This is a genomic window from Leisingera daeponensis DSM 23529 (genome assembly GCF_000473145.1).
Classification (GTDB): domain Bacteria; phylum Pseudomonadota; class Alphaproteobacteria; order Rhodobacterales; family Rhodobacteraceae; genus Leisingera; species Leisingera daeponensis.
Window position 1 is genome coordinate 1 of the sequence record NZ_KI421502.1, and the last position, 25,461, is coordinate 25,461.

Here is a 25,461-nt window from a genome sequence, read left to right on the forward strand (position 1 = left end):
TGCCGGCATTCTGCTGACCGCGCTTGCAGTGACCGCCGCGGGCCCCCTGCCCTTTGTCGCCTTTGCCGCCGGGCCGATTGCCCGCCGCCTGGTTCCCTCCGGCAAGCCTGCGCTGCTGGCCGCCGCCGCGGCCGGCGCCCTGATGACCCTGCTGGCCGACACCGCCGCCCGCATGGTGCCGGGGGTGCAGCTGCCCGCCGGCGTCTTTACCGCGCTCACCGGCGCCCCGGTGCTGCTGTGGCTGCTGCTGGCGCATTTCCGCAAAGGAACGCTCTGATGCCTGACACCGCCCGCCTGCGCGCCGAGAACCTCTCGGCCGGTTATGCCGGAACACCCGTGCTGGACAGCCTGACCGCCGCCATCCCCGATGGCGGGCTGACCGCCATCGTCGGCCCCAACGCCTGCGGCAAATCCACCCTGCTCAGAACCCTCGCCCGGCTGCAGCCGGCCGGCCGCGGCCAGGCGGTGCTGGACGGCAAGGCGATCCACCGGCAGAGCAGCCGCTCGGTGGCCCGGCGGCTGGCGATCCTGCCGCAAACCCCGGCAGCGCCCGAAGGGCTGACGGTGCGCGACCTGGTGGCGCAGGGCCGCACCCCCTATCAATCGGCGCTGCGGCAATGGTCGCGGCAGGACGCGGCGGCGGTTGCCCGGGCGCTGGAGCTCACCAGAATGACCGGGCACGCCCGCAGACCGCTGGAGGCGCTGTCGGGCGGGCAGCGCCAGCGGGCGTGGATCGCGATGGCGCTGGCGCAGGAAACCGGCATCCTGCTGCTGGACGAGCCGACGACCTATCTGGACCTGCCGCATCAGATCGAGCTTCTGAAACTGGTGCAGCGGCTCAACCGCGAAACCGGGCGCACCGTGGCCATGGTGCTGCACGACATCAACCTGGCCGCCCGCTTTGCCAGCCACATGATCGCGCTCAAGGACGGGAGGGTGTTCTGCCAGGGCCCCCCTGCCGAAGTGGTCACGGAAGCGGTCCTGCACTCCGTCTTTCAGCTGCCCTGCCGGATCATCCCCGATCCGCTGCACGGCACCCCGCATATCATCCCCGAATGAACGAGGCCGCCATGACCCTCCGCCCCGCCTTTCCGCTGCAAGCGGACACCGACCTGCCGATGCTGCCGTTCCCGGACGTCCGCCAAGCCGTCCTGGCAATGGCGCAGGAGCATGAGCTGCCGGTGATCGAGGCCAGCGCCGCCGCCGTCACGGTGGAGATCGCAGGCTTTGGCCACTACCGCTTTGGCGCAAGGAACGGCGGCACGGCGATCGGCGTTTCGGCGGCCCTGCCGGACCGGCTGCACATGCTGAAGGACGGTATCGCCGCGCATCTGGACGAGATCCGGCCCGGTGCCTCCGCCGCCCTGCGCTGGCCCGGCGCCGCCGCCGCTGGCAGCCTGCCGCCCAATGTCCATTTCACCACGGTCCAGTCGATCACCCCGGTCGGCAGCGCCTTCCTGCGCGTCCGGGTCAAATCCCCGGACCTCGCCAGTTTCCAGGACGATGCCATCCACTTCCGCCTGCTGCTGCCGCCCGCGGGCTGTGCCGAGCCGGACTGGCCCCGGCTGTCGGAAACCGGCGCCACCGTCTGGCCCAAGGGAGAGACCGCGCTGCACCGCCCGGTCTACACCACCCGCTGGATCAGCCATGAGGCCGGGCTGATGGAGTTCGACATCTTCCTGCACGATGGAGGGCGGGCAACCGAGTGGGCGCGCAACGCAACTCCGGGGGACCGGCTGGTCCTTGCAGGCCCCGGCGGCGGCGGCGTCCCGGACACCTCGAACATCCTGCTGTTCGCCGACGAAACCGCCCTGCCCGCCGCCGCCCGCATCCTGGAAAGCCTGCCGCGGGACAGCGCGGGCGCGGCGGTTCTGCTCAGCTCCGGCGGCAAGGACTGCGGCTATCCGGTGACCGCCCCGGCAGGCGTCTCCCTGACCTGGCTGCGCCGCGATGGCGGGCACAGCCTGGCAGAGCGCGCCCTGGCCGCACGCAAACGCGCGCCCGGCCATTTCCTGTGGTTTGCCTGCGAAAAGGCCGAGGTGCAGCGCCTGCGCGCAGCCCTCCAGCAGGACAAACCCGCCCCCGGAACCAGCTATATCGCCGCATATTGGAGCCAATCATGACCCGTCGCGCCCAGGCGGCCCTTGCCGCCGTGTTTCTGACCGCCCCGCTGCTTGCAGCCCCGGCTGCCGCGCAGAACTCGCCCGCGGCACCGGTGCCGCAGATCGCCGCCGAGGCCCCGGCGGCATCCTCGCCTGACGCGCCAGCGGCACCCGCATTGGACGTCCCGGCAGCCGCCGCGCCTGTGGCCCCGTCCGGCACTGACGTTGCCCTAACCGAAGCCGCCGATGATGCGCCGGCGGCACAGCCGCTGCCGCCCGCAGACCCGCTCCCCCGGCGGGAGGAGCTGGCGCAAACCGTCCGCGATACGGCTGCCAAGGCCTTGAATTTCCTGCGCGACGGCGGCCCGTCGATCTGGGCGATTGCGGCGCTGTCCGTGATCACCCTGGCGCTGATCCTGTGGAAGATCTGGCGCCTGGCGCTGATCGGGGCCTGGTCGCGCGGCAAGGCAGGCCGCGCGGTGGAAGCCTTTGAACGCGGCGACACCGGCACCGCGATGGCCATCGTCAAGGGCCGCACCGGCATCCGCTCCCGGGTGGTGGCCGCGGCCCTGGCCGCCCTCGCCGCCCTGCCAGAGGACCGCGCCCGCGAAGAAACCGCCCGGGTTGCCAAGCTGCACCTCGGCAGCGCGGCCACCGGGCTGGGCGCGCTGGAGCTGATTGCCACCATCGCGCCGCTGCTGGGCCTGCTTGGCACCGTGCTGGGCATGATCGCCGCTTTTCAGGCGCTTCAGGCGGCAGGCGCGCGCGCCGATCCGGCCCTGCTGGCGGGCGGCATCTGGGAGGCGCTGCTGACCACCGCCGCGGGCATGGCAGTGGCGATCCCGGCCTCCGCCGCGCTGACCTGGTTCGAGGCGGTGATCAGCCGCATCCGCCGCGATATCGAAGACAGCGCCACCCGGCTGTTCTTGGCGGCAGCGCCCGCAGAGCTGAAACTGGCGGCCGAGTGACGCGATGCTGCTGGACCTGCCCGCCAAACCCCGCCGCAATCCGAGCCTGACGCCGATGATCGACGTGGTGTTCCTGCTTTTGGTGTTCTTCATGCTGGCCTCGCGCTTTGGCACGGAGGCGGTGCTGGACCTGCCGCTGGCCGGCCAGGGCGGCCCCTACACCGGCCCGCCGCGGCTGATCGGGATCGGTCCGAACAACCTGGACATCAACGGCGTGCCGGTGGCGGACAGCAACCTGGCCCAGGCCCTGGCGCCGCTGATGCGGACGCCCGGCGACATGCTGGTGCTGCGCGGGCGCGGCCAGGCCGGCCTGCAGCGCCTCACCGATGTGACGGCGCTGCTGCGGCAGGCGGGGTTCACCAACTTCGTGCTGGTGGAATGAGGCGGCGCGCATGGACCTGACCGATCCCCCCCGCCGCCCGCGCTCCGAATCCATCGTGCCGATGATCAACGTGGTGTTCCTGCTGCTGATTTTCTTCCTGATGACCTCGCGTCTGGCCCAGCCGGACCCGTTCGAGGTCACCCCGCCCGAGGCCGCGCTGGACACCGAAGCCACGGCGGAGGCTGTGCTCTACGTTGATGCGCAAGGCCAGATGCACTTTGACGGCGCCGGAGGAGAGGCCGCGATTGCCCGGCTGGCCGCGGCCGGCGCAGGCAGCCCCGCGGTGCAGCTGCGGGCCGATGCCGGGCTGGAAGCCGCGGCGCTGGCGCGGATCCTGCGGCGGCTGGCGGCCGCCGGGCTCAGCCGGGCCGAACTAACGGTGCGCCCGCAATGAAACGCGCCGCCGAGCTCACCGTCTTTGCCGGGATCGCCGCGCTGATCCACGCTGCGCTGTTTGCCGCCGCGCCCGGTTCCGGCGCCCAGTCGAGCGGCGCGGGCGGCGAGGCGCTGGTTTCGGTCCAGGCCGCCGATGCCGCCGTTGCCGAAATGGTGGAAGCCTGGCAGCGCCCGCCGCAGAACATGCCGCAACTTGAGCCGGACCTGAGCCAGCCGCCAACTGTCCCGGCGGCCCCCGCAGTGCCGCAATTCGAACTGGCCCAGGCGCCGCGCGCAGCAGCGCAAATTGCGCTGGCCCGGCCCGCGCCCGCCGGCACGCTGGAGGTGGAGACAGCCACAGCCCCGCCGCCGCCCAAGAAACAGCCGGAAACCGCAGCCAAGCCAGCCCCCCGTCCCAAGGCGGTGCCCGAACCGCGGCAGGCGCGCAAGGCCGAGCAGACCGCGGCCAGCCGGGCCGGGCAGCGGGCGGCGGGATCAGGGGGCGGTGCACAGGCCGGGCAGGCCGGAAACGCTGCCGCTGCCACCGCCCAGGCCGGGCAAGAGGCCAAGCTGCAAGCGGTCTGGGGCGCCAGGATCCGCGCCCGCATCGAACGCCGCAAACGGTTCCCCGCGGGTGCCAGCGGCAGCGGCGTGGCGGTGGTGCGGATCACCGTGTCCCGCTCCGGCCGGCTGCTGGATTACCGGATTGCCAAATCCTCCGGCAGCGCCGCGTTCGACCAGGCGGCGCTGCAGGCGGTCGCCCGCGCCGGGACATTCCCCTCCGCGCCCCAAAAACTCGGCCTCAGCCAGCTCACCTTCACCCTGCCCATGGCCTTCTCGAAATAAACACGGCTGCGGCTGCGGTCCGCGAAACAATAAAAGGCCCGCGCTCCTTGCGCGGGCCTTTTCCTTGCGTGAACCGCTGCGGGGCGGCTCAGAACTTCGTGGTCAGCGTCAGCGCCACATTGCGCCCGTCGCCAAAGTAGCAGGCACCGCCCGCACAGGTGCTGACATACCGCTCATCGCTCAGGTTGCGCAGGTTCAGCGACACCAGCCAGTTGTCCTGGCCATAAGACACCGCCGCGTCGTACAGCGTGTAGGACGGCGTCAGATAGGTGCTGGATCCGCCCCAGGCCTCGCCATTGTAGCGGACCCCGGCGCCCAGGGTCCAACCCTGCAGCCGGCCCTCCAGCGGTGCGTAGTTCAGCCACAGCGACGCCGCGTTCTTGGGCACCTGGGCGATGTAGTCGCCCTCCGCATCCTCGGTATCGAGATAGGTATAGGCGGCATCAACCGTCAGATCGCCGAAGCGGTGGTACGCCTCCAGCTCCAGCCCCCTGGCGGAGGCTTCGCCCGTTTGCACCTGAAAGCCCGGGTTGCCCGGATCGGCCACCGACAGGTTCGATTTGGTCAGGTCGAACACTGCCGCCGTCAGCAGCGTATCGGTGCCAGGCGGCTGGTATTTCACCCCGATTTCAACCTGCTCGCCCCGGGTCGGCTCAAACGGGTTGCCCGCCGCATCGGTGCCGATCGCATCCTGGCGGAAGCTTTCGGCATAGCTGACGTAGGGGGCCAGACCGTTGCTAAACCGGTACATCACCGCGGCATTGCCGGTCCACTCGCTGTCCTTGGCGGCGATGCTCGTGGCACCGAAGCTGCCCGTGCTCGGCCCGGTTTCGATGTCGCCGTAGCGCAGGCCCAGATCAATGAACAGCCGGTCGTCATAGACCGCGCGATGCTGCACATAGGCGCCGGCCTCGGTGATCGAGGTGCCGGGCGTGTCGGCCACGGTGATCGACGGATAACCCGCATAGACGGGGTTGAACGGGTCGATGGGGCCAACCTGGGCGCCATAACCGCTATCGCTGTCATAATGCCCGCGGCTGTAGCTGACCCCGGCAAAGGTCCGCATGTCAAAGCCGCCAGCCGCATATTCCGCGGTAGCATAGGCGTCTATCGCCCAGGTCTTCAGCTTGTTTTCCGCGCGGTAGAAGGTGCGGTTGATGGTGCCGTCCGGATTGTACCGGCCGGTGCCGGTGTTGTCGAAGGCCCACCAGGCGTGCTGGTACAGCGCTTCGGCCTCCAGATAGCGCGCGTTGGCGTTCAGGCTCCAGACCGGGTTGAACCGGTGCTTGAACATCGCGGTGATGGCGCGCTGCTCGCTGTCGAACCGGTCAAACCCCGGCTCGCCAACAAAGACGCTGTTCGGGAGGAAATCGCCATTTCCGAACCCCGTCGCGGGCAGCAGCGTGCCATAGATGGAGGCGAACTGGATCAGCGGGCTGCCGTTGTTTTCCTGATAGTTGGCCAGCACCGTCAGCTCGGTATCCGCATTGGGCTGCCAGGTGATGGACGGCGCCAGCGCCAGCACATCGTCCTGCGAATGATCGACCTGGGTTTCCGCGTCCCGCAGCACCCCGGCGAAACGGTAGCGCAGGGTGCCGCTTGCGTTCAGATCACCGCTCACATCCGCGGCAACCTGCTTGCGGTCATGCGACCCCAACTGCAGTTGCAGCAGGTTTTCAGCGTCCTGTGCCGCGGTTTTCGAGGTGGTGTTCACCACCCCGCCGACCGAGCCGCTGCCATAAAGCCCGGAGGCCGGCCCTTTCAGCACTTCGACGCTGTTCAGCAGGAATGGCTCAGGCTTGGTGTCATTATAGAACCCATAGCGGGCGGGCAGCCCGTCATGCAGCGTGCTGGCCCTGAAGCCGCGGACCAGATACCAGTCGGAGCGGTTGTCCAGCCCCCACTGGCCGCCGACGATGCCCGCGGAGTATTGCAGCGCCTGCTCCACGTTCTGAGCGCCGCGCGCGGCGATTTCCTGGGCGGTCACAACCGTCACCGACCGCGGCGTTTGTGCAATCGGGTCGCCGGTCTTGGCAATGGTGCCGGTCTCCAGCGAGACGCTTTCGCCAAAGAAGCCCTCGCCGCTGTGCTGGTTTACGTTGATTTGTTCAAGCTCGACAACTTCGGCCAGTGCCGGCATGGCTGCCAGCAGGGCGCAAGCTGACGCAGCAGTACGTCGCAGAATCATGTCCCATCTCCGCTATGTGCGGTTGCAATTTCTGCCTGACGTATTGCTGGGTAACTGCGGGCTAGTAAGGATCAGGCGCGGGGTCAAGCGCCAATCGCCGCCCGCCGGGCCAAAGGCGCGCGGGTTGCCGGGAACAGCAGTTCCCAAGGTTCAAAACTTGCAAAAATGCATCACCTTTGCAGCCCGTGCGCGCCCTTGAGGCGCGCGCCGCCTCACACCCCCAGATAGCGGTCCGCCACCTCTGCCGGCAAATCGCCGATACTGCCGCCCCAGGCGTTGCTGCCCTTGTTGAGGATCACCGCGCGGTCGGCGATGGCCGACAGCTCCCGCAGCGATTTGTCCACCACCAGAATGGCCAGCCCCGCCTCCCGCTTGAGCCACCCGATCGCAGCCCAGATCTCCTGCCGCACCACCGGCGCCAGGCCTTCGGTCGCTTCATCCAGGATCAGCAGGCGCGGGTTGGTCATCAGGGCGCGGCCGATGGTCAGCATCTGCTGCTCACCGCCGGACAGCGACCCGGCGGTCTGCGTCCGCCGTTCCTCCAGCCGCGGGAACAGCTCTGCCACCCGCCGCATGTCCCAAGGTCCGGGCCGGGCCGCGGCAATCAGATTCTCCTCCACCGTCAGCGGCGCAAAGCAGCGCCGCCCCTCGGGCACCAGCCCGACCCCCAGCCGCGCGATCTTGTAGGACGGCATCTGGCGCAGGTCATGGCCGTCAAACCGCAGCTCCCCCTTGGAGGGTGCCAGCATCCCGCAGATGGTCTTGATGGTGGTGGATTTGCCCATCCCGTTGCGGCCCATCAGCGCCACCACCTCGCCCTCGCCGATCTCCAGACCGACGCCGAACAAGGCCTGCGCCGGGCCGTAAGAGGCCTCGACGCCCCGTAAGGTCAGCAGGGTCATGCGGCGTCCTCCTCTCCCAGATAGGCGCGGCGCACCTCGGCGTTGGCGCGGATCTCATCCGCGGTGCCGGTGGCGATGATCTGGCCGTAGACCAGCACGCTGATCCGGTCCGCGAGCGCAAAGACCGCGTCCATGTCATGTTCCACCAGCAGGATCGGCGCCTCCTGCCGCAATCCGTCCAGGAACCCTGTCAGCGCCTTGGACCCGGCCGCACCCAGCCCCGCCATCGGCTCATCCATCAGGAACAGCCTGGGCCTCAGCGTCAGCGCCACCGCCACCTCCAGCTGGCGGCGCTGGCCATGCGACAGGTCGGCGGTGCGGCGGTTTGCATCATCCGTCAGCCCCACCCGCTCCAGCGCGTCGCGCGCCTGCTCCAGCAGCTCCGGGTCCTTCATCACGTTGCGGAAAAAATGGAACGGCCTGCCCCGCCCGCCAAGCGCCCCCAGCACCGCGTTCTGCAAGACCGTGTATTCCATCGCCAGCGCCGAGATCTGGAACGTCCGCCCCAGCCCCATCCGCGCCCGCGCCACCGTGTCCAGCGCGGTCACGTCGCGGCCCAGCAGTTCCACCCGTCCGCTGTCCGGCGCGATATTGCCCGCGATCTGCTTGATCAGGGTGGATTTACCCGCCCCGTTCGGCCCGATCAGCGCGTGGATTTCACCGGGCCGCAGGTCCAGCGAGACATCTTTGCTGGCCTGCAGCGCGCCATAGCTCTTGCTCAGGCCTTGTGCCCTCAGAACCGCCTCAGCCATGCGCCTTCTCCCGTCCTGCCAGCGCCCCGATCAGCCCGCCGCGGGCAAACAGCACGATCAGCAGCAAGAGCACGCCCAGGAAAATCTGCCAGTAATCGCTGATGCCGCCCAACAGGTGCTCCAGAATGATATACAGCGCCGCACCCGCAACCGGCCCGTACAGCCGCCCGACCCCGCCCAGGATCACAAAGATCATGATTTCGCCGCTGGTGTGCCAGCTCAGCATGGTCGGGCTGACAAAGCGGTTGAGGTCCGCAAACAGCGCCCCCGCCAGCCCGGTGATGGCGCCGGAAATCACGAATGCCGTCAGCCGCAGGGTGAAGGGCGTAAGCCCCACCGCCTGCACCCGGTCCTCGTTCTGCCGCGCCGCCGCCAGCGCCAGCCCGAAAGGAGAGCGCGCCAGCCGGGCGGCAAAAAACAGCGCCAGGCACAGGATCACATAGGCAATGGCAAAGAACTGGATCGGATCAAGGGTGTTGAGGCCCGGAAATTCATTGCGCACCCAGATCGACAGCCCGTCCTCGCCGCCATAAGCGCTCCAGCTGATCGCGAAGTAATAGAGCATCTGGCCGAATGCGAGCGTGATCATGATGAAATAGACGCCCGAGGTGCGCAAGGACAGTGCCCCGATCACCAGTGCGGCCAGCGCGCTGAAGACCACCGCCACCAGCCAGATCAGCGGCATCTGGTTGCTGCCCTCGAACAGAAACGGCCATTCAAACAGCGGCTCATAATTCTGGGCATGGGCGGCCAGGATGCCCATGGCATAGCCGCCGATCCCGAAAAATGCCGCATGGCCCAGGCTGATCAGCCCGCCAAGGCCGAGGGCAATGTTCAGCCCAACCCCGGCCAGCGCCAGGATCGCGGCCTTGGTGGCGAGCGTGATGATGAACGGCTCATCCAGCGACCACGCCGCCAGCGGCACGATCAGCAGCGCCGCAATCATCGCCCAATTAAGCAGGCTCTCGCGCGTCAGCATCATGCGCTCCCTCCATAAAGGCCAGAGGGGCGCACCAGCAGGATTGCCGCCATCAGGATATAGATCAGCATCGACGCCAGCGACGCCCCGGCAGAGGCCGCGCTGGCCGGGTCCAGGAACAGCGCAAACAGCTTCGGCAGGAACACGCCGCCCAGGGTGTCGGTCATCCCCACCAAGAGCGCACCCGCCAGCGCGCCCTTGATGGAGCCGATACCGCCAATGACGATCACCACAAAGGCGAGGATCAGCACAGGCTCGCCCATGCCGACCTGCACCGACTGGATCGCGCCGACCAGCGCGCCCGCCAGCCCGGCCAGCGCCGCGCCCAGGGCAAAGACCAGCGTGTAGAGTTTCGAGATATCAACGCCAAGCGCCGCAATCATCTCCCGGTCGGCCTCGCCTGCGCGGATCTGGATGCCGATGCGGGTGCGGGCGATCAGCAGGAACAGCCCGGCGGCAATGCCCAATCCGATCAGGATGATGGTCAGCCGGTAGAGCGGATATTCAATGCCGCCCGGCAGGCTCACCGGCCCGGAGAGGTAGGACGGCACATCCAGAAACAGCGGGAAGGAGCCGAACAGCCAGCGGGTGCCCTCGGAAAAGATCAGGATCAGCGCGAAGGTCGCCAGCACTTGGTCCAGATGGTCGCGCCGGTAGAGGCGCCGGATCACCACCAGCTCCATCAGCGCGCCGGCAGCCGCCGCAGCGGCAAGGCTGGCGATCAGCGCCAGCAGGAACGACCCGGTCCAGCCCGCAACGGCAGCCGCTGCAAAGGCGCCCACCATGTAAAGCGAGCCATGGGCGAGGTTGATCAGCCCCATCACCCCGAACACCAGCGTCAGCCCGGCTGCCATCAGGAACAGCATCACCCCGAGCTGGAGCCCATTCAGGATCTGCTCCAGAACAAGAATATAAGTCATTTTCGGATTTCCGCGGGGAAGCTTGACCGCTTGCGGAGACGCCGCAAAAGGCGTCTCCGCTCAAGCGCTTAGCTTACATCTTGCACTCGCCGCCATAGGCGTCGGCGTGGTCTTTCAGGCCGGTGGCGATGATCTTGTTGGTATATACATCGCCTTCCTTGATCACTTCGCGGACGTAAATGTCCTGGATCGGGTGATGGTTGTCCCCGAACTTGAAGCTGCCGCGCACGGAGGCAAAATCTGCCGCCTTCAGCGCCGCCCGGAAGGCGTCCTGATCGGCAGGCTCCGCCTTGTCCAGCGCGCTCAGGATCAGGTTGGCGGTGTCAAAGCCCTGGCTGGCGTAAAGCGACGGCAGGCGGCCGTATTTTTCCTGGAAGGAGGCGACGAAGGCGGCGTTCGCCTCATTGTCGATGTCCTTGTTCCACTGCGAGGTGTTCTTCACCCCCAGCGCGGCATCGCCCACCGCCTGCAGGATGCCCTGATCGAAGGAGAACGCAGGGCCGACCACCGGCAGGCCGACGCCGCTGCCCGCATACTGCTTGAGGAAGGAAATCCCCATGCCGCCGGGCAGGAAGAAATAGACCGAGTCAGCACCCGACGCCCGGATCTGCGCGATCTCTGCGGCATAGTCGGTCTGGCCGAGCTGGGTGTAGATCTCACCGGCCAGCGCGCCCTCGTACATCCGCTTGTAGCCGGTCAGCGCGTCCTGCCCCGCCGGATAGTTCGGCGCCAGGATGAAGCTGTTCTTCAGCCCCGCCTCATTGGCGTAGGCGCCCGCGGCCTCGTGCAGGTTGTCGTTCTGCCAGGCGACGTTGAAATAATTCGGATGGCAGCGCTTGCCCGCCAGCGCCGAGGGGCCAGCGTTCGGCGACAGGTAGAACACGCCCTGCGCGGTTGCGGCGGGCACCACCGCCATCGCCAGGTTCGACCAGATGATGCCGGTCATGATGTCCACCTTCTCGGACTGGATCATCCGGTCGGCAATCTGCACCGCCGCTTCGGGCTTGCGCTGATCGTCCTCGATCACCACCTCGACGCCCTCGCGGCCGTCCTGTTCGATCGCCAGCATGAAACCGTCGCGCACATCCACGCCCAGCCCCGCGCCGCCGCCGGACAGGGTGGTGATCATGCCGATCTTGGTGTCGGCCTGGGCCGCGGCCGCCAGCGCCGGAACCGCCGCTGCCATGGCGAGCATCCGAATGGTCTTCATTACGTCTTTCCTCCCAGAATGTGCCCCGGCCCTCGGGCCTGGGTTCTTGATCAAATGCTTGCGGCTTTACCGCCGCCCCGGCAGCAGCCAAGACCGGCAAAAGCCCGCATCTCCCCGGCTGATCTCGCGCCAGCCCTTGGGATGAGCCTACGCAGGCTTGGATTATTATTTCAAGCATAAAATATGTAGGGAAATATTGTTGCCCTATTTGTCCGCAGGCCGTTCAAATGCGGCAGCGGCACAGGCGAGGGGCCGGCCCCTCGCGCTCCCCGGAGTATTTGGGGAAAGATGAAACAACGGGGATTTCCCGGTGCCGGGCGCACGGGTCAGGCTGGCGCGAAGAAGGCCGCCAGATGGTCGATCAAGGCCCGGATCCGTGCCGTCAGATGGCGGCTGGGGGGATACACCGCATAAAGCGTGACCGGATCGGTTTCCTGTTTTTCGAAAAGCACTTGCAGCCTGCCGTCCCGCAGAAACGGCAGCGCGGTGTAATGCGGGCAACGGGCAATGCCCAGGCCATGGGCCGCCATATGCGCCACCGCCCGCGGCGAGTTGGCCCGGAAGCTGCCGCCCACAGTGATGGTGCGCGCCCCGCTGCCGCGGCCGAACGCCCAGGCCTCCGGCTGCGGCGCGGAGGTGAGCAGCAGGCAGTTGCGAGCCGCCAGCGCCTCCGGTCCGGCAGGCTCGCCATGCGCTGCCAAATACTCCGGCGAGGCCACCACCACCCGGCGCATGCTGCACAGCTTGCGCGCCACCAGCGTCGAATCCTTCAGCGCGCCAAAGCGGACCGCCAGGTCCACCCCCTCCTCCAGAATCGGCAGGTGGCGGTCGGACAGCACCAGCTCGACCGTGACCTTGGGGTGCGCCTGCTGGAAGGGGTGCAGCGCCTCCACCAGCTCGCGGCTGCCGAGGCCGGTGGGCGCGGTGATGCGGACCGGGCCCGCCAGCTCCTGCTGGCGGAGCTGCACCACGTCCTCCAGCTCGTCGAACTGATCCAAGAGCGGCAGGCAGCGCTCCAGATAGGCCCGCCCGGTGTCGGTCAGCGTCACCTTGCGGGTGGTGCGGTTGAGCAGCTGCGCGCCCAGCTGCTCCTCCAGCCGGGCGACGTATTTGCTGGCCAGCTTGGTGCTGATCCCCATCTGCCGGGCGCCGCCGGTAAAGGAGCTTTGCGCCGCCACCGCGGCAAAGGTGCGCATACAGTCCAGCTTGTCCATCGCGGGTGCTCCCATCGCCATTTTATGAATGCAGTGTACATAATCATTCCACAACGAGGGATATTATCGCCAATATTCAGGCCGTGTATCTTCCGGGTGCCGTCGCAACCCCGCGGCACATGCCATGCAAAAGGACCACAGACATGCCCCAGACCCTCCGCATTCACGGCTTCCCCCTGTCCGGTCATTCCCACCGGGTGGAACTGTTCGCCTGCCTCGCCGGGATCGCCCATGAGGTGGTCACCGTCGACCTTGCCGCGGGCGAGCACAAGCAGCCGCCGTTCCTGGCGCTGAACCCCGCAGGCCAGGTGCCGGTGATCGAGGACGGCGGCACCGTTATCAGCGATTCCAACGCCATTCTGGTCTACCTCGCCCGCAAGTACGCCCCCTCCTGGCTGCCTTCCGACCCGGTGCAGGAGGCCGAGGTGCAGAAGTTCCTGACCCTGGCCGCGGGCGAGATCGCCTTTGGCCCGGCGGCGGCGCGGCTGATCAACATCTTCAATGCGCCGCTCGATGCTGCGTTCTGCGCCACCGTGGCGGCCCGCGTGCTGGGCAAGATCGACGCCCATATGGAGGGCCGCTCCTTCCTGGTCGGGGACGCCCCCACCATCGCCGACGCGGCGATCTATTCCTACGTCGCCCACGCGCCCGAAGGCGGCATCTCGCTGGAGCCCTACCCCAACGTGCGCGCCCTGCTGGCCAATATCGAAGGGCTGAAGGGCTTCAAGCCGATGCCCGCCACCAAGGCCGGGCTGGCAGTCTGATCGCGCCTTCACCTCAGCGCGCGGCGGCCTCCTCAGGGACCGCCGCGCCCCCCTCTCAGGCAGCAGGAGGTTTCCATGACCCCCCTCGATGCAAACACCCCCTCCCCCTTCCACGAAGGCGAACAGGAAATGCAGCGCCGTGCGGGCAAGCGCGAGAGGGTGGAGACCTTCGGCCGCCGGGTGATCCGCAGCTTCATGCCCGACCAGCACCGGCTGTTCTATGCCCAGCTGCCGTTCCTGGCAGCAGGTGCCGTGGACAGCGAAGGCTGGCCCTGGGCCAGCCTGCTGAGCGGCCCGCCCGGTTTCGCCGCCTCGCCGGACCCGCAGCACCTGGATATCGCGCTGACGCCGGATCCCCGCGATCCGGTGCAGGCGGCGATCCGCGAAGGGGCCGCGGTTGGATTGCTCGGGATCGAGCTGCACAGCCGCCGCCGCAACCGGGTCAACGGGCGGGTGGCTGCCGCCGGTCCCGATGGCTTTACCCTGCGCGTCGACCAGTCCTTCGGCAATTGCCCGCAGTACATCCAGCTGCGCGGCCTGCAACCGGCTGAACAGCTTGCCCCTGCACAGCCGCAGCACTTCACCGCGCTTGGCAGCAGCCACACCGCGCTGATCGCCGGAGCCGACATGTTCTTTGCCGCCAGCCACATCCCCGCTGCCAGCCGCCCGGAGCGCGAAGGCGTCGATGTCTCGCACCGCGGCGGGCGGCCCGGCTTTGTCCGCATCGACGGCAACCGCCTGACCATCCCTGACTTCCCGGGCAACAACTACTTCAACACGCTGGGAAATTTCCTGCTGAACCCGCGCGCGGGGCTGGTGTTCCCGGACTTCACCACCGGCAGCCTGCTGCTGCTCACCGGCACCGTTGAACTGCTGGACGAAACGCACCCCGAAGTCACCGCCTTCCAGGGGGCTGAGCGCGGCTGGCGGTTCACCCTGCACAAGGGCACCTGGCTGGAGGGCATCCTGCCCCTGCGCGCCGAGCGCGGTGCGTTTTCGCCCAATACGCTGATGACCGGCACCTGGGCAGAGGCGGAGGCCCGCTGCTGCCGTTTGAGGCCGGGCAATCCCTGACGATCCGCATCACGCCGCCGGGCGCGGAAAGGCCGCTGGTGCGGACCTACACCGTGTCCTGCGCCCCCGGCGAGGGCCATTACCGCCTCTCGGTCAAGCGCGAGGAGGCCGGCGCCGCCTCCCGCCACCTGCACGCCCATCTGCAAACCGGCGCGGTGATCGAGGCCAGGGCGCCGCGCGGCGCGTACTTTCTGGACACCGCAGCGGAGCGCCCGGCGGTGCTGATCGCCGGCGGCGCCGGCATCACCCCCATGATCGCCATGGCGCGCCATGCCCTGCGCGAGGGGGTTCGCACCCGGCACCTGCGCCCGCTGACCATCCTGCACGCGGCCCGCACCACTCAGGAGCGCGCATTTGCCCGTGAGTTCCGCAGCCTGGAGCAGGCCTCCGGCGGGCAGCTCCGCTATGTCTCTCTGATCAGCGCGCCTGCTGCGGGGGAGGCGGCAGGCCGTGATTTCGACCATGCCGGACGGCTCAGCGCAGACGTCCTGAAACAAGCGCTGCCGCAGGCGGACGCCGATGTGTACCTCTGCGGCCCGGCCGGCTTCATGCAGGCGGCCTATGACGGTCTGCTCAGCCTTGGCTTAAAGGACGCAGACATCCATGCCGAGGCCTTTGGCCCCTCCGCGCTGACACGCGCCACTGACGCTGCGCGCCCCGAAAACACCCCTGCCGAAGCCGCCAGCGCCATTGTCCGCTTCAAAAAATCAGGTTTTGAACAGCCCTGGACCCCGGCGGACGGCACCCTGCTGGAGCTGGCCGAACGCCACGGGCTGACGCCGGACTTCAGCTGCCGCGCGGGCGATTGCGGCAGCTGCGCCACCCGGCTGGCGGCAGGCACGGTTGCCTACCGCACCCCGCCCGCCGCCGCGCCAGAGGAGGGCAGCGCCCTGATCTGCTGCGCCGTCCCGGCAGCGGGCACGATTGAACTGGACCTGTAAGCCCGTCCGCACGCTGCTGCGGTATAGGTATCTTGGCCCGTGCCAAAGCCGCCCTCGGCGATCTTGATAAGATAGAACGGCTGATAAAGCTGGGCGCTTTCGTGAATTCGGTCCCGGACTTTTCCGGCCATCCAAAGGTCGTGAACGGTGCATCGGACTTTATGGTTGAGGCGTTGGGGCCTGAGACAGCAAATCACGTGCGGTTTGCTGCCCGCAGCCCAAGCCTGCCCGCAAACGCGGCGGTCGAGATCGAAGCGGTTTTCCGTATCCGGCCAAGCATCTGATCCGAGTGGCGGCCTGTCCCCGCAGGCTGGACAACTTTCGCCCCGCTGGCGCAGTATCGCCAACAGGAGCCACGCGCGCGCTGCGGGGGAACCAAACAGGCCTGCCAGCCGTTATCCTGCGGGGACTCCGGCCCTGCGGGCAGCCTGCCCTCCTCCCCGCCGCCGGCGCGGCTCCTGAGGAAGTGATCGGCCCGTGAATGCAATACCTGCGGCCAATGCGCATTCTGTAACGGCATAAGCCGGGCGCGCGGAGCCAGCCGCACCGCCAAGCCCCTGAAGGAGCGATGGAGAACATGTCCCAGATATCCAGTACCCTCCTGGCGCTGCTTGAATTCCTGTCCTACGCCTTCATCTTCGCCATCGGGGCGGGCCTGTTGTGGCTGATCGTTCTGTATATCCGCGACAAGACCCAGACCGACAGCACCCTGCGGCGCAACTATCCGGTGATTGCCCGCTTCCGCTATCTGTTTGAGCATCTGGGCGAGTTTTTCCGGCAGTATTTCTTTGCCCTCGACCGCGAGGAGATGCCGTTCAACCGCGCCGAACGCTCCTGGGTCTACCGCGCCGCCAAGAATGTGGATTCCACGATCGCCTTCGGCTCCACCCGCGATCTGCGGCGGCCCGGCACCGTCTATTTCGCCAATTGCCCGTTCCCGTCGCTGTCGCATGAGGCCTCGCCCCCGGCCGAAATCACCATCGGCCCCCATGCCCGCCACCCCTACACCACCAGCTCGATCTTCAACATCTCCGGCATGAGCTATGGCGCGATTTCGGTGCCCGCGGTGCGGGCGCTGTCGGCCGGCGCCAAAAAGGCCGGCATCTGGCTCAACACCGGCGAGGGCGGCTTGTCGCCCTACCATCTGGAAGGCGGCTGCGACCTCGTGTTCCAGATCGGCACCGGCAAGTTCGGCGTCCGCAAGCCCGAAGGCGGCTTTGACGAGGACAAGCTGCGCGCGGTGGCCGCGCATGACACCGTCCGCATGTTCGAACTGAAGCTCAGCCAGGGCGCCAAGCCCGGCAAGGGCGGCATCCTGCCCGGCGCCAAGGTGACTCCGGAAATCGCCGCCATCCGCGGCCTCACCCCCGGCGAGGACGCGATCAGCCCAAACCGCCACCCGGAAATCGGCTGTGTCGGCGACCTGCTGGACATGATTGCCTATGTTCGCGAGGTGACCGGCAAGCCGGTGGGGTTCAAGGCGGTGCTGGGCGCCCATGGCTTTATCGAGGGCATCTGCCAGGAGGTCCTGTCCCGCGGCATCGAAAGCGCCCCGGATTTCATCACCATCGACAGCGCCGACGGCGGCACCGGCGCCGCCCCGATGAGCCTGATCGACAACATGGGGATGCCTCTGCGCGAAAGCCTGCCGCTGGCCGTCGACACCCTGATCCGCTATGGCCTGCGCGACCGCATCAAGGTCTGCGCCAGCGGCAAGCTGGTCAACCCGTCAGAGGTCGCCTGGGCGTTCTGCGCCGGGGCCGATTTCGTCAACTCCGCCCGCGGCTTCATGTTTGCGCTCGGCTGCATCCAGGCGCTGCAGTGCAACAAGAACACCTGCCCCACCGGCATCACCACCCACGACCGCAGGCTGCAATTCGGCCTCGACCCGGCCAGCAAATCGGAACGGGTCGCCTATTATGCCCGCAACATGAAAAAGGAAGTCGGCATCATCGCCCACAGCTGCGGCGTGTCAGAGCCGCGGCTCTTGAAACGCTACCATGCGCGCATCGTGCTGGATACCGGCCGCTCCGTCTCGATGGACGAGCTGTATCCGACGCCGGAACAGCAGCACGCCGCGCAATAAGGCCCCCAAGCCATCACTCCTGCAGGAGACCCCCATGCCCGACTCTCACTCCCCCGCTTCCGCTCCGTCCAAAGCCTCCGATCTGCTTGTTGCCGCGCTGGAGCGGGAAGGCGTCGAATACATCTTTGCCGTCCCCGGCGAGGAGAACCTCGACCTGCTGGAATCCCTGCGCACCTCCAGCATCGAACTGGTGCTGACCCGCCACGAGCAGGGCGCGGGATTCATGGCGGCAACCTATGGCCGCCTGACCGGCAAGGCGGGGGTGTGCATGGCGACGCTTGGCCCCGGCGCCACCAACCTGGCCACCGCCGCCGCCTATGCGCATCTGGGGGCGATGCCGCTGATCATGATCACCGGGCAGAAGCCGATCAAGAAATCGAAACAGGGCCGGTTCCAGATCATCGACATCGTCAACCTGTTCGACCCGATCTGCAAGATGTCCAAGCAGATCGTCCACGGCAACACCATCCCGGCCCTGATCCGCGAGGCCTTCCGCACCGCCGAGGAGGAACGCCCCGGCGCGGTTCTGCTGGAACTGCCCGAGGATATCGCCGCCGAAGACACCGATGCTTCCGTCCTGCAGCCCCACCCGCGCCATTACGCGGTGGCGGGCGACGCGGTGCTGAACGAGGCGGCAGAGATGATCCGGGCCGCCAGGATGCCGCTGCTGCTGGTCGGGGCCGGGGCCAACCGGCGCAAGGCACGCTCCGCCCTGTGCGATTTCACCGATCAGATCCAGATCCCCTTCTTCAATACCCAGATGGGCAAGGGCGTGGTCGACGAACGCTCGGACCTGTTTCTGGGCACCGCGGCGCTGTCGGACGGCGATTATCTGCACTGCGCCATCGACCGCGCCGATCTGATCATCAACGTCGGCCACGACGTCGTCGAAAAACCGCCCTTCTTCATGGAGGAAGGCGGCACCAGGGTGATCCATGTGAACTACAAGGCGGCGCAGGTGGACCGGGTCTATTTCCCGCAGCTGGAGGTGGTTGGCGATCTTGCCCAGTCGATCACCCGGCTGGGACAGATCCTGGGCGGCCCGCTGGATTTCGACCGCAGCTATTTCGAGCGCGTCAAGCGGGAGGCCGACGAGCACATCTCCGAAGGCGCCGACGATCCGCGCTTCCCGGTGATCCCGCAGCGGCTGGTCGCCGACACCCGCAAAGTGATGGACGAATGCGATATCATCGCGCTGGACAACGGCATCTACAAGCTGTGGTACGCCCGCAACTACAAGGCCTATCAGCCGAACACCGTGTTGCTGGACAACGCGCTGGCGACCATGGGCGCGGGCCTGCCCTCGGCGATGATGGCGGCCAAGCTGAACCCGGACCGCCGGGTGATGGCGATCTGCGGCGACGGCGGCTTCATGATGAACAGCCAGGAGATGGAAACCGCTGTCCGTCTCGGCCTCAACCTGGTTGTGACGGTGCTGAACGACAGCGCCTATGGCATGATCCGCTGGAAACAGGCGCACGCAGGCTTCGGCGACTGGGGACTGGAATTCAACAACCCCGATTTCGTCCAGTACGCCGGCAGCTACGGCGCCACCGGCCACCGGATCGAGCGTACCGAAGACCTGCTGCCCACGTTCCGGAAGGCCTTTGACGCAGGCGGCGTGCATCTGATCGACGTGCCGGTCGACTACAGCGAAAACCAGCGTGTGCTGATCGAGGAACTGGCCAGCAAGGTCTGCCTGATATGAGCGAAACCATAGAGGTTGTGAACCCGTTCAGCCTGGAACCTATCGGCACGGTCGAGACCAGCGACTGGGACCGGATCGACGCCATGCTGGACACCGCGCACGGGCTGTTCCGCAACCGCGACGGGTGGCTGCCCGCCTATCAGCGTATCGATATCCTCAAGAAAACCGCCCGGCTGATGGAGGACCGCTTTGACGAGCTGGCCCTCTTGATCGCCAGCGAGGGCGGCAAGCCCCTGGCCGACGCCAAGGTCGAGGTCACCCGCGCCATCGGCGGGGTGGAGCTGTGCGTGCATGAGACCGGACAGATGACGGGCAGGGAAATCCCGATGGACCTGACCGAGGCCGGATCGGGCCGCATCGCCTTTACCCAGCGCGAGCCGATCGGGGTGGTCGTGGCCGCCAGCGCCTTCAACCACCCCTTGAACCTGATCGTGCATCAGGTCGCGCCCGCCGTTGCCACCGGCTGCCCGGTGATCGTGAAGCCCGCACAGGACACGCCGCTGTCGTGCCGGGCCTTTGTCGGCATCCTGCACGAAGCCGGGCTGCCGCAGGACTGGTGCCGCGATGTGGTCTGCTCCAACGCGGTGGCGGAGAGGATGATCACCGACCCGCGCGCGGGCTTCTTCTCCTTCATCGGCTCCGCCCGCGTCGGCTGGATGCTGCGCTCCAAGCTCGCCCCCGGCACCCGCTGCGCCCTGGAACACGGCGGCGCCGCGCCGGTGATCGTGGCAGAGGATGCCGGGATCGACGCGATGATCCCGCTGCTGGCCAAGGGCGGCTTCTACCACTCCGGCCAGGTCTGCGTCTCGGTCCAGCGCGTCTTTGCCCCCGCCGCCAAGGCCGAAGAGATCGCGCAGAAACTGGCGGAGGCGGCACAGGCGCTGAAGGTGGGCGACGCCACCGACCCCAGCGTCGATTGCGGCCCGCTGATCCGCCCCGCCGAGGTCGACCGGGTGGAGGACTGGGTGCAGGAAGCTGTTGACGGCGGCGCCAGGGTGCTGGCGGGCGGCAAGCGGCTGGGCGAGACCACCTATGCCCCCACCGTGCTGCTGGACCCGCCCGCGGACGCCCGCGTCTCGCAGCAGGAGATCTTCGGCCCGGTGATCTGCGTCTACAGCACCGGCAGCATTCCGCAGGCCATCGCGACCGCCAACAGCCTGCCCTATGCCTTCCAGGCCGCGGTTTTCACCCAAAGCCTGGACACCGCGATGCAGGCGGTGCGCGGACTGGATGCCACCGCGGTCATGGTCAACGACCACACCGCCTTCCGGGTCGACTGGATGCCCTTCGCCGGCCGCCGCCAGTCCGGCTACAACACCGGCGGCATCGGCTACACAATGCATGACATGACCCAGGACAAGATGGCGGTGATCCGGCTCTGACACTGGGATGCGCCAGGCGGGGCTGTTCCAGGCCCGCCTAGGACGCGGCCGCCGGGGCCGGTTTTTCGTCCCGCGGCGGGAGGCCGAACTTGCGGGCATATTCACGGCTGAACTGAGTCGGGCTTTCATAGCCCACGTCATAGGCCGCCGAGGCCACCGACCGGCCGCCGCTCATCAGCAGGCGCCGCGCCTCCAGCAGGCGCAGCTCCTTCTGGTACTGCAGCGGCGTGGTGGAGGTGAGCGTCTTGAAATGCTCGTGAAAGGTCGATTGGCTCATCCCTGCCGCGGCGGCCAGCTCCGCCACCGCAATCGGCGCCTTATACCCCGCGCGGATCAGCGCAATCGCCTTGGAAATCCGGCTCGCCGGGCTTTCGTGCAGCAGCAGTTGCCGCAGCATCCCGCCGTGCTGGGCGCGCAGCAGCCGGAAATGGATCTCCCGCAGCACCAGCGGCGCCAGCGCCTGCACCTCCGCCGGGTCCCGGGACAGCCGGAACAGCCGCGCCATGGCATCGGTCAGCGCCGCATCGCTGTCCGCCACGCTCATCGAATGGGTGCCCCGCTGCTGCCCTTGCGCCGCGCCGGCCAGATCATACAGGCTGCGCGCGGTGGCCAGGTCCAGCCGCAGCACCAGCGAGACATAGGGCCTGTCCGGCGCGGCCTCGATCACCCCCGCCGTCACCGGCAGCGCATGGCTGACGATCAGCGACATGCCCGCGCCATAGCGGATCACCCGGTCGTCCAGATGCGCCTCCTTGGCGCCCTGCAGCACCAGGCACATGACCGGCTCATAGACCATCGCCTGAAACGCGCTCGGGGTCTCGCGGCAAAAGGCCAGCAGCCCGTCCACCCCGGTCTCGCAGCCCTCCTCCGGCGTGCCCTTGGCGCGGACAAAGGCGGCAACCTCGTCAATCAGATCCTGCGGCACCATCGGCGCACCTCCTGTTCCGCCCTGACTATAGGCGCGGGGCCGCCGCGGCAGAACCGTAAATCCCGGCGCTCCGGAGGATCAGGCAGATCATCCGGAGGATCAGGCAAGGCAATCCGCCGCGCGCGCCCTACCTTTTGCTGCAAACAGCACAGCCGGGGCGGCGGCAGGCCCTGGCAGCACAACACTTGCGGGAGGACATTTCATGTACACAGACGCAGTTGCAGCAGGCGGCCTGGCAGTGGTGACCGGCGGCGCCAGCGGGGTTGGTTTCGCGGCCGCCGAACGCTTTGCCCAGGCCGGGCTGGGGGTGGTTCTGGCCGACCTGCCGGGCGAGGCGCTGGACCAGGCGGCAGAGCGCTTGCGCAGCCTGGCCGCGGCGAACGCGCCGGTGCTGGCGGTTGCAACCGACGTCAGCAAGGCGCAGGGCCTCGCGGCGCTGGCCGACGCGGCCTTTGATGCGGGCGAGGTGGCGGTGCTGATGAACAACGCGGGCATCGCCCGCCCCTCCGGCAGCTGGGAAAACCCCGACGCCTGGCGCGCGATGATCGAGGTGAACCTGTTCGGCGTGCTGAACGGCGTGCAGGCCTTTCTGCCGCGGATGATCGCCGCCGCGCGCCCCGCGGCAGTGGTCAACACCGGCTCCAAACAGGGCATCACCACGCCGCCGGGCAATCCGGGATACAATGTCTCCAAGGCGGCCGTGAAGGTGCTGACAGAGATGCTGGCCCATGATCTGCGCCAGGCGGAAGCGCCAATCAGCGCGCATCTGTTCGTGCCCGGCTTCACCTATACCGGCATGATCGCCAGCTTCATGCCGGAAAAACCCGCCGCCGCCTGGACCTCGGCGCAGACGGTGGACCATCTGCTGACCCGCATGGCAGCGGGCGATTTCTATATCCTCTGCCCCGACAACGACGTGACCCCCGAGCGCGACCAGCGCCGGGTCGCCTGGGCCCTGGGCGACATCCTGGAAAACCGCCCGGCCCTGTCGCGCTGGCATCCCGATTACGCGGACGCCTTTGCCGGTTTCGAAAAATCCTGACCCGTAAATTACAGCCAAGGGAGACCCCTCAGCCATGGCAATTTCATTGAAACTCAACGGCCAGACGCATCAGGTCGAGGCCGACCCCGGCACCCCGCTGCTGTGGGTGATCCGCGATGAACTGAAGCTCACCGGCACCAAGTTCGGCTGCGGCGTGGCCGCCTGCGGCGCCTGCACCGTGCATCTGGACGGCGAGCCCGTGCGCTCCTGCCAGACCTATGTCGAGGACGCCGAAGGCGCCGAGATCACCACCATCGAAGGGCTGGACTCCAAGGTGTCCAAGGCCGTGCAGGACGCCTGGGTGGAGCTGGACGTGGTGCAGTGCGGCTACTGCCAGTCGGGCCAGATCATGTCCGCCGTGGGCCTGCTGAGCGAAAACCCCAAGCCGACGGTCGAGGAGATCGACGATTACATGAACGGCAACGTCTGCCGCTGCGCAACCTACCAGCGCATCCGCGCCGCGATCCAGCGCGCATCCGAAATGATGGAGGCCTGATATGACCCTCACCACCTCCCGCCGCGGTTTCCTCGCGTCCGCCGCCGCCGCTGCCGCGGTCCTCTATGTCGGCGTCCGGCCGAACGGCGCGCTGGCGGCAGGCGCCGCGCCTGCGCATCTGAACCCGTTTGTGAAGATCAGCGCCGACGGCACCGTCACCGCCATTATCAAGCACTTCGAGAAGGGCCAGGGCCCGGCCACCGGCCTCACCACCCTGATCGCCGAGGAGCTGGGCGTTTCGATGGAGGACATTCGTTACGAATTCGCCCCCTCAGATGCCGCGCGCTATGCCAACCTGGCGTTCGGGCAGATGCAGGGCACCGGCGGCTCCACCGCGATGGCCAACTCCTTTATGCAGTACCGCCAGGCCGGGGCCGCCGCGCGCGAGATGCTGATCCAGGCCGCTGCCGAGGCCTGGGGCGCAGACGCGGCAGCGCTGACCCTTGAAGACGGCCGCATCACGGGCGCAGGCCAGGAGGCGCCGATTGCGGATTTCGTCGCCGCCGCCGCGCAGATGGAGGCCCCGGCAGAGCCGCGGCTGAAGGATCCCAGCGAATTCCGCCTGATCGGCAACCCGCAGGTGAAGCGCAAGGACTCGCTGCCCAAGACCAATGGCACCGCGAAGTTTGCCATGGACCTGCACCTGCCAAACCAGATGGTTGCCGTCATCCTCCGCAGTCCGCGGATGGGCGGGCTGGCCAACGGGTTTGACGATACCGGTGCCAAGGCGGTCAAAGGCTACATCCGCGCCGCCGTCCTGCCCAACCAGGCGGGCGTCGCAGTCTATGCCGAGAACACCTGGGCCGCGTTCCAGGCCCGCGACGCGATCACCGCGGACTGGGATTTCTCAAACGCCGAAAGCCGCAGCTCGGACCAGATCCGCGAGGAACTTCTGGCCGCGGTGAACGCGGAGCCGGAATTCAACGTGACCGGCGCGGACCACGCCGCCACCACGGAGCAGATCGAGGGCGCGGCGCAGGTGGTGGAGCAGACCTTCTACTTCCCGCTGCTGGCGCACGCGCCGATGGAGCCGCTCACCTGCACCATCGAAGCCGGCGCGGACGGCGGCGTCACCCTGCACGACGGCTGCCAGTTCCCCAGCGGGCCGCATATGGCGCTGGCGCAGATCTTCCAGCTGCCGATGGACAAGGTGCGCATCAACACCATGTTTGCCGGCGGCTCCTTCGGCCGCCGCGCCACGCCCACGGCGGATTACCAGGTGGAGGCGGCGCTGGCCTTTGCCCTGACCGACCGCACCCGCCCGGTCAAACTGGTCTGGTCGCGCGAGGATGACATCACCGGCGGCTATTACCGCCCCGCGGTGGCGCACCGGGTGCGGGTTGGTCTGGACGCAGAGGGCAATATCACCGGCTGGGACCACCGCATCGCCGCGCAGTCGATCCTGAAAGGCACCGCGTTCGAGAGCATGATGGTGCACGGCGGCGTCGATCACAGCTCGGTCGAGGGCGCGGCGGACACCCCCTACAGGATACCGGGGCAGTTCACCGGCCTCAGCGACGTGGCCAAGGCGACCCCGGTGCTGTGGTGGCGCTCCGTCGGGCACACCCATACCGCCTATGTGATGGAGGTCATGATGGACGCCGCCGCCCGCGCCGCAGGCCGCGATCCGGTGGACTTCCGCCTTGCCCTGCTGGAGGGCGGCGGCGAGGATCAGCAGCGGCTGGCAGGGGTGCTGAAACTGGCCGCGGACAAGGGCGGCTGGGGCAGCGCGCCGGAGGGCCGCAGCCAGGGCATCGCTGTCCACAAGAGCTTTGGCAGCTATGTGGCCGAGGTGGTGGAGATCTCCGGCACTGCCGATGACGGGGTGCAGATCGAGAAAGTCACCTGCGCGGTTGACTGCGGCATCGCCGTCAACCCGGATGTGATCAAGGCGCAGATGGAGGGCGGCATCGGCTACGGCCTGGGCCATGCGATGCGCAACCAGATCACCCTGACCGAGGGCGTCGTGGACCAGTTCAACTTCCCCGATTACGAGCCGCTGCGGATCGGTGACATCGGCGCCATCGAGGTGCATATCGTGCCCTCCGCCGAGATGCCCACGGGGGTTGGCGAGCCCGGCACCCCGCCCGCGGCCCCGGCGCTGGCCAATGCCATCGCGGCGAACGGCCCGCGAGTGACAGAGCTGCCGATGAACCTCAACGGCGTCAGCTTCGCCTGAGCCTCTCCCCGCGCCGGACAAGG

Annotated in this window: 25 protein-coding genes; 17 read left to right on the forward strand and 8 right to left on the reverse strand. The window is 67.8% G+C overall.

Going from position 1 to position 25,461, the window contains the following annotated elements:
* From DAEP_RS23090 to DAEP_RS0120200, 7 genes are all read left to right on the forward strand, one after another.
* Positions 1–277: iron chelate uptake ABC transporter family permease subunit (locus DAEP_RS23090; protein ID WP_036761509.1), on the forward strand; the 277-nt coding region annotated here is incomplete at its 5' end.
* Entirely contained in the window at positions 277–1,059 is a 783-nt protein-coding gene (locus DAEP_RS0120175; RefSeq protein ID WP_027245961.1) for an ABC transporter ATP-binding protein, read from the forward strand. The genes DAEP_RS23090 and DAEP_RS0120175, both read left to right, overlap by 1 nt.
* A gap of 11 nt (positions 1,060–1,070) precedes the next feature.
* Positions 1,071–2,123 (forward strand): siderophore-interacting protein, encoded by a 1,053-nt coding sequence (locus tag DAEP_RS0120180; RefSeq protein ID WP_027245962.1) that lies wholly within the window; start codon positions 1,071–1,073, stop codon positions 2,121–2,123.
* Positions 2,120–3,070 carry a MotA/TolQ/ExbB proton channel family protein gene (locus DAEP_RS0120185; protein ID WP_027245963.1) on the forward strand — a complete coding sequence of 317 codons (951 nt, stop codon included), beginning with the start codon at positions 2,120–2,122 and terminating at the stop codon, positions 3,068–3,070. The genes DAEP_RS0120180 and DAEP_RS0120185 overlap by 4 nt, the downstream gene beginning before the upstream one ends.
* A gap of 4 nt (positions 3,071–3,074) precedes the next feature.
* Positions 3,075–3,452: an ExbD/TolR family protein gene (locus tag DAEP_RS0120190; protein ID WP_027245964.1), complete on the forward strand. Its 378-nt coding sequence runs from the start codon at positions 3,075–3,077 to the stop codon at positions 3,450–3,452.
* A gap of 10 nt (positions 3,453–3,462) precedes the next feature.
* Positions 3,463–3,846, forward strand: a complete 384-nt coding sequence (locus tag DAEP_RS0120195) for an ExbD/TolR family protein (protein ID WP_027245965.1) — start codon at positions 3,463–3,465, stop codon at positions 3,844–3,846.
* Entirely contained in the window at positions 3,843–4,673 is an 831-nt protein-coding gene (locus DAEP_RS0120200) for a TonB family protein (protein WP_027245966.1), read from the forward strand. The genes DAEP_RS0120195 and DAEP_RS0120200 overlap by 4 nt, the downstream gene beginning before the upstream one ends.
* An 88-nt stretch (positions 4,674–4,761) precedes the next feature.
* Here the strand turns inward: DAEP_RS0120200 and DAEP_RS0120205 are convergent, their stop codons facing one another.
* From DAEP_RS0120205 to DAEP_RS0120235, 7 genes are all read right to left on the reverse strand, one after another.
* Positions 4,762–6,861 (reverse strand): TonB-dependent siderophore receptor, encoded by a 2,100-nt coding sequence (locus DAEP_RS0120205; RefSeq protein WP_027245967.1) that lies wholly within the window; start codon positions 6,859–6,861, stop codon positions 4,762–4,764.
* A gap of 212 nt (positions 6,862–7,073) precedes the next feature.
* A complete protein-coding gene (locus tag DAEP_RS0120210) occupies positions 7,074–7,763 on the reverse strand; it encodes an ABC transporter ATP-binding protein (RefSeq protein WP_027245968.1) in 690 nt (229 codons plus the stop codon).
* Positions 7,760–8,515 (reverse strand): ABC transporter ATP-binding protein, encoded by a 756-nt coding sequence (locus tag DAEP_RS0120215; protein ID WP_027245969.1) that lies wholly within the window; start codon positions 8,513–8,515, stop codon positions 7,760–7,762. The genes DAEP_RS0120210 and DAEP_RS0120215 overlap by 4 nt, the downstream gene beginning before the upstream one ends.
* Entirely contained in the window at positions 8,508–9,497 is a 990-nt protein-coding gene (locus tag DAEP_RS0120220) for a branched-chain amino acid ABC transporter permease (RefSeq protein ID WP_036761513.1), read from the reverse strand. The genes DAEP_RS0120215 and DAEP_RS0120220 overlap by 8 nt, the downstream gene beginning before the upstream one ends.
* Positions 9,494–10,414 carry a branched-chain amino acid ABC transporter permease gene (locus DAEP_RS0120225; protein ID WP_008558238.1) on the reverse strand — a complete coding sequence of 307 codons (921 nt, stop codon included), beginning with the start codon at positions 10,412–10,414 and terminating at the stop codon, positions 9,494–9,496. Before DAEP_RS0120225 ends, DAEP_RS0120220 begins: the two co-directional genes overlap by 4 nt.
* A gap of 73 nt (positions 10,415–10,487) precedes the next feature.
* Positions 10,488–11,624, reverse strand: coding sequence for an ABC transporter substrate-binding protein (locus DAEP_RS0120230; RefSeq protein ID WP_027245971.1), 1,137 nt, complete (start codon positions 11,622–11,624; stop codon positions 10,488–10,490).
* A 326-nt stretch (positions 11,625–11,950) separates the two neighbouring features.
* The gene (locus tag DAEP_RS0120235) at positions 11,951–12,853 is read right to left on the reverse strand and encodes a LysR family transcriptional regulator (RefSeq protein WP_245595140.1); all 903 of its coding nucleotides are present in this window, start codon (positions 12,851–12,853) and stop codon (positions 11,951–11,953) included.
* A 128-nt stretch (positions 12,854–12,981) separates the two neighbouring features.
* Between DAEP_RS0120235 and DAEP_RS0120240 the strand changes: the two genes are divergently transcribed.
* The 7 genes from DAEP_RS0120240 (at position 12,982) to DAEP_RS0120260 (ending at position 20,793) form a co-directional block, all read left to right on the forward strand.
* Positions 12,982–13,602, forward strand: a complete 621-nt coding sequence (locus DAEP_RS0120240; protein WP_027245972.1) for a glutathione S-transferase family protein — start codon at positions 12,982–12,984, stop codon at positions 13,600–13,602.
* Between the two features lie 75 nt (positions 13,603–13,677).
* Complete coding sequence (locus DAEP_RS24420; protein WP_051337534.1) at positions 13,678–14,676, forward strand: pyridoxamine 5'-phosphate oxidase family protein; 999 nt, start codon at positions 13,678–13,680, stop codon at positions 14,674–14,676.
* 8 nt (positions 14,677–14,684) lie between these two features.
* Positions 14,685–15,617 (forward strand): 2Fe-2S iron-sulfur cluster-binding protein, encoded by a 933-nt coding sequence (locus DAEP_RS24425; protein WP_483804900.1) that lies wholly within the window; start codon positions 14,685–14,687, stop codon positions 15,615–15,617.
* A 32-nt stretch (positions 15,618–15,649) separates the two neighbouring features.
* Positions 15,650–15,901, forward strand: coding sequence for a RidA family protein (locus DAEP_RS23745; protein WP_161787075.1), 252 nt, complete (start codon positions 15,650–15,652; stop codon positions 15,899–15,901).
* 293 nt (positions 15,902–16,194) lie between these two features.
* Positions 16,195–17,703 carry an FMN-binding glutamate synthase family protein gene (locus DAEP_RS0120250; RefSeq protein ID WP_027245973.1) on the forward strand — a complete coding sequence of 503 codons (1,509 nt, stop codon included), beginning with the start codon at positions 16,195–16,197 and terminating at the stop codon, positions 17,701–17,703.
* Between the two features lie 34 nt (positions 17,704–17,737).
* Positions 17,738–19,411: an acetolactate synthase large subunit gene (locus tag DAEP_RS0120255; RefSeq protein WP_027245974.1), complete on the forward strand. Its 1,674-nt coding sequence runs from the start codon at positions 17,738–17,740 to the stop codon at positions 19,409–19,411.
* Positions 19,408–20,793, forward strand: coding sequence for an aldehyde dehydrogenase family protein (locus tag DAEP_RS0120260; RefSeq protein WP_027245975.1), 1,386 nt, complete (start codon positions 19,408–19,410; stop codon positions 20,791–20,793). Before DAEP_RS0120255 ends, DAEP_RS0120260 begins: the two co-directional genes overlap by 4 nt.
* A gap of 37 nt (positions 20,794–20,830) precedes the next feature.
* Here the strand turns inward: DAEP_RS0120260 and DAEP_RS0120265 are convergent, their stop codons facing one another.
* The gene (locus tag DAEP_RS0120265) at positions 20,831–21,721 is read right to left on the reverse strand and encodes an AraC family transcriptional regulator (RefSeq protein WP_027245976.1); all 891 of its coding nucleotides are present in this window, start codon (positions 21,719–21,721) and stop codon (positions 20,831–20,833) included.
* Between the two features lie 202 nt (positions 21,722–21,923).
* Between DAEP_RS0120265 and DAEP_RS0120270 the strand changes: the two genes are divergently transcribed.
* Genes DAEP_RS0120270 through DAEP_RS0120280 form a run of 3 tightly spaced genes read left to right on the forward strand, consistent with a single transcriptional unit; the run spans position 21,924 to position 25,438 of the window.
* Positions 21,924–22,763, forward strand: coding sequence for an SDR family NAD(P)-dependent oxidoreductase (locus DAEP_RS0120270; protein WP_027245977.1), 840 nt, complete (start codon positions 21,924–21,926; stop codon positions 22,761–22,763).
* 34 nt (positions 22,764–22,797) lie between these two features.
* Positions 22,798–23,259, forward strand: a complete 462-nt coding sequence (locus DAEP_RS0120275) for a (2Fe-2S)-binding protein (RefSeq protein WP_008558188.1) — start codon at positions 22,798–22,800, stop codon at positions 23,257–23,259.
* Position 23,260: 1 nt separating this feature from the next.
* Positions 23,261–25,438, forward strand: coding sequence for a xanthine dehydrogenase family protein molybdopterin-binding subunit (locus DAEP_RS0120280; protein ID WP_027245978.1), 2,178 nt, complete (start codon positions 23,261–23,263; stop codon positions 25,436–25,438).
* Positions 25,439–25,461: the final 23 nt, after the last annotated feature.

What these genes read in the sequence shown, in the direction of transcription:
- DAEP_RS0120260 (WP_027245975.1), top strand. Translation starts at nt 19,408, where the DNA reads ATGAGCGAAACCATAGAGGTTGTGAACCCGTTCAGCCTGGAACCTATC.
- DAEP_RS0120205 (WP_027245967.1), bottom strand. Translation starts at nt 6,861, where the DNA reads ATGATTCTGCGACGTACTGCTGCGTCAGCTTGCGCCCTGCTGGCAGCC.
- DAEP_RS0120255 (WP_027245974.1), top strand. Translation starts at nt 17,738, where the DNA reads ATGCCCGACTCTCACTCCCCCGCTTCCGCTCCGTCCAAAGCCTCCGAT.
- DAEP_RS0120200 (WP_027245966.1), top strand. Translation starts at nt 3,843, where the DNA reads ATGAAACGCGCCGCCGAGCTCACCGTCTTTGCCGGGATCGCCGCGCTG.
- DAEP_RS0120220 (WP_036761513.1), bottom strand. Translation starts at nt 9,497, where the DNA reads ATGATGCTGACGCGCGAGAGCCTGCTTAATTGGGCGATGATTGCGGCG.
- DAEP_RS24420 (WP_051337534.1), top strand. Translation starts at nt 13,678, where the DNA reads ATGACCCCCCTCGATGCAAACACCCCCTCCCCCTTCCACGAAGGCGAA.
- DAEP_RS0120195 (WP_027245965.1), top strand. Translation starts at nt 3,463, where the DNA reads ATGGACCTGACCGATCCCCCCCGCCGCCCGCGCTCCGAATCCATCGTG.
- DAEP_RS0120185 (WP_027245963.1), top strand. Translation starts at nt 2,120, where the DNA reads ATGACCCGTCGCGCCCAGGCGGCCCTTGCCGCCGTGTTTCTGACCGCC.
- DAEP_RS0120270 (WP_027245977.1), top strand. Translation starts at nt 21,924, where the DNA reads ATGTACACAGACGCAGTTGCAGCAGGCGGCCTGGCAGTGGTGACCGGC.
- DAEP_RS0120225 (WP_008558238.1), bottom strand. Translation starts at nt 10,414, where the DNA reads ATGACTTATATTCTTGTTCTGGAGCAGATCCTGAATGGGCTCCAGCTC.
- DAEP_RS0120175 (WP_027245961.1), top strand. Translation starts at nt 277, where the DNA reads ATGCCTGACACCGCCCGCCTGCGCGCCGAGAACCTCTCGGCCGGTTAT.
- DAEP_RS0120280 (WP_027245978.1), top strand. Translation starts at nt 23,261, where the DNA reads ATGACCCTCACCACCTCCCGCCGCGGTTTCCTCGCGTCCGCCGCCGCC.
- DAEP_RS0120235 (WP_245595140.1), bottom strand. Translation starts at nt 12,853, where the DNA reads ATGGGAGCACCCGCGATGGACAAGCTGGACTGTATGCGCACCTTTGCC.
- DAEP_RS0120180 (WP_027245962.1), top strand. Translation starts at nt 1,071, where the DNA reads ATGACCCTCCGCCCCGCCTTTCCGCTGCAAGCGGACACCGACCTGCCG.
- DAEP_RS0120230 (WP_027245971.1), bottom strand. Translation starts at nt 11,624, where the DNA reads ATGAAGACCATTCGGATGCTCGCCATGGCAGCGGCGGTTCCGGCGCTG.
- DAEP_RS0120190 (WP_027245964.1), top strand. Translation starts at nt 3,075, where the DNA reads ATGCTGCTGGACCTGCCCGCCAAACCCCGCCGCAATCCGAGCCTGACG.
- DAEP_RS0120215 (WP_027245969.1), bottom strand. Translation starts at nt 8,515, where the DNA reads ATGGCTGAGGCGGTTCTGAGGGCACAAGGCCTGAGCAAGAGCTATGGC.
- DAEP_RS0120265 (WP_027245976.1), bottom strand. Translation starts at nt 21,721, where the DNA reads ATGGTGCCGCAGGATCTGATTGACGAGGTTGCCGCCTTTGTCCGCGCC.
- DAEP_RS0120240 (WP_027245972.1), top strand. Translation starts at nt 12,982, where the DNA reads ATGCCCCAGACCCTCCGCATTCACGGCTTCCCCCTGTCCGGTCATTCC.
- DAEP_RS0120250 (WP_027245973.1), top strand. Translation starts at nt 16,195, where the DNA reads ATGTCCCAGATATCCAGTACCCTCCTGGCGCTGCTTGAATTCCTGTCC.
- DAEP_RS0120210 (WP_027245968.1), bottom strand. Translation starts at nt 7,763, where the DNA reads ATGACCCTGCTGACCTTACGGGGCGTCGAGGCCTCTTACGGCCCGGCG.
- DAEP_RS0120275 (WP_008558188.1), top strand. Translation starts at nt 22,798, where the DNA reads ATGGCAATTTCATTGAAACTCAACGGCCAGACGCATCAGGTCGAGGCC.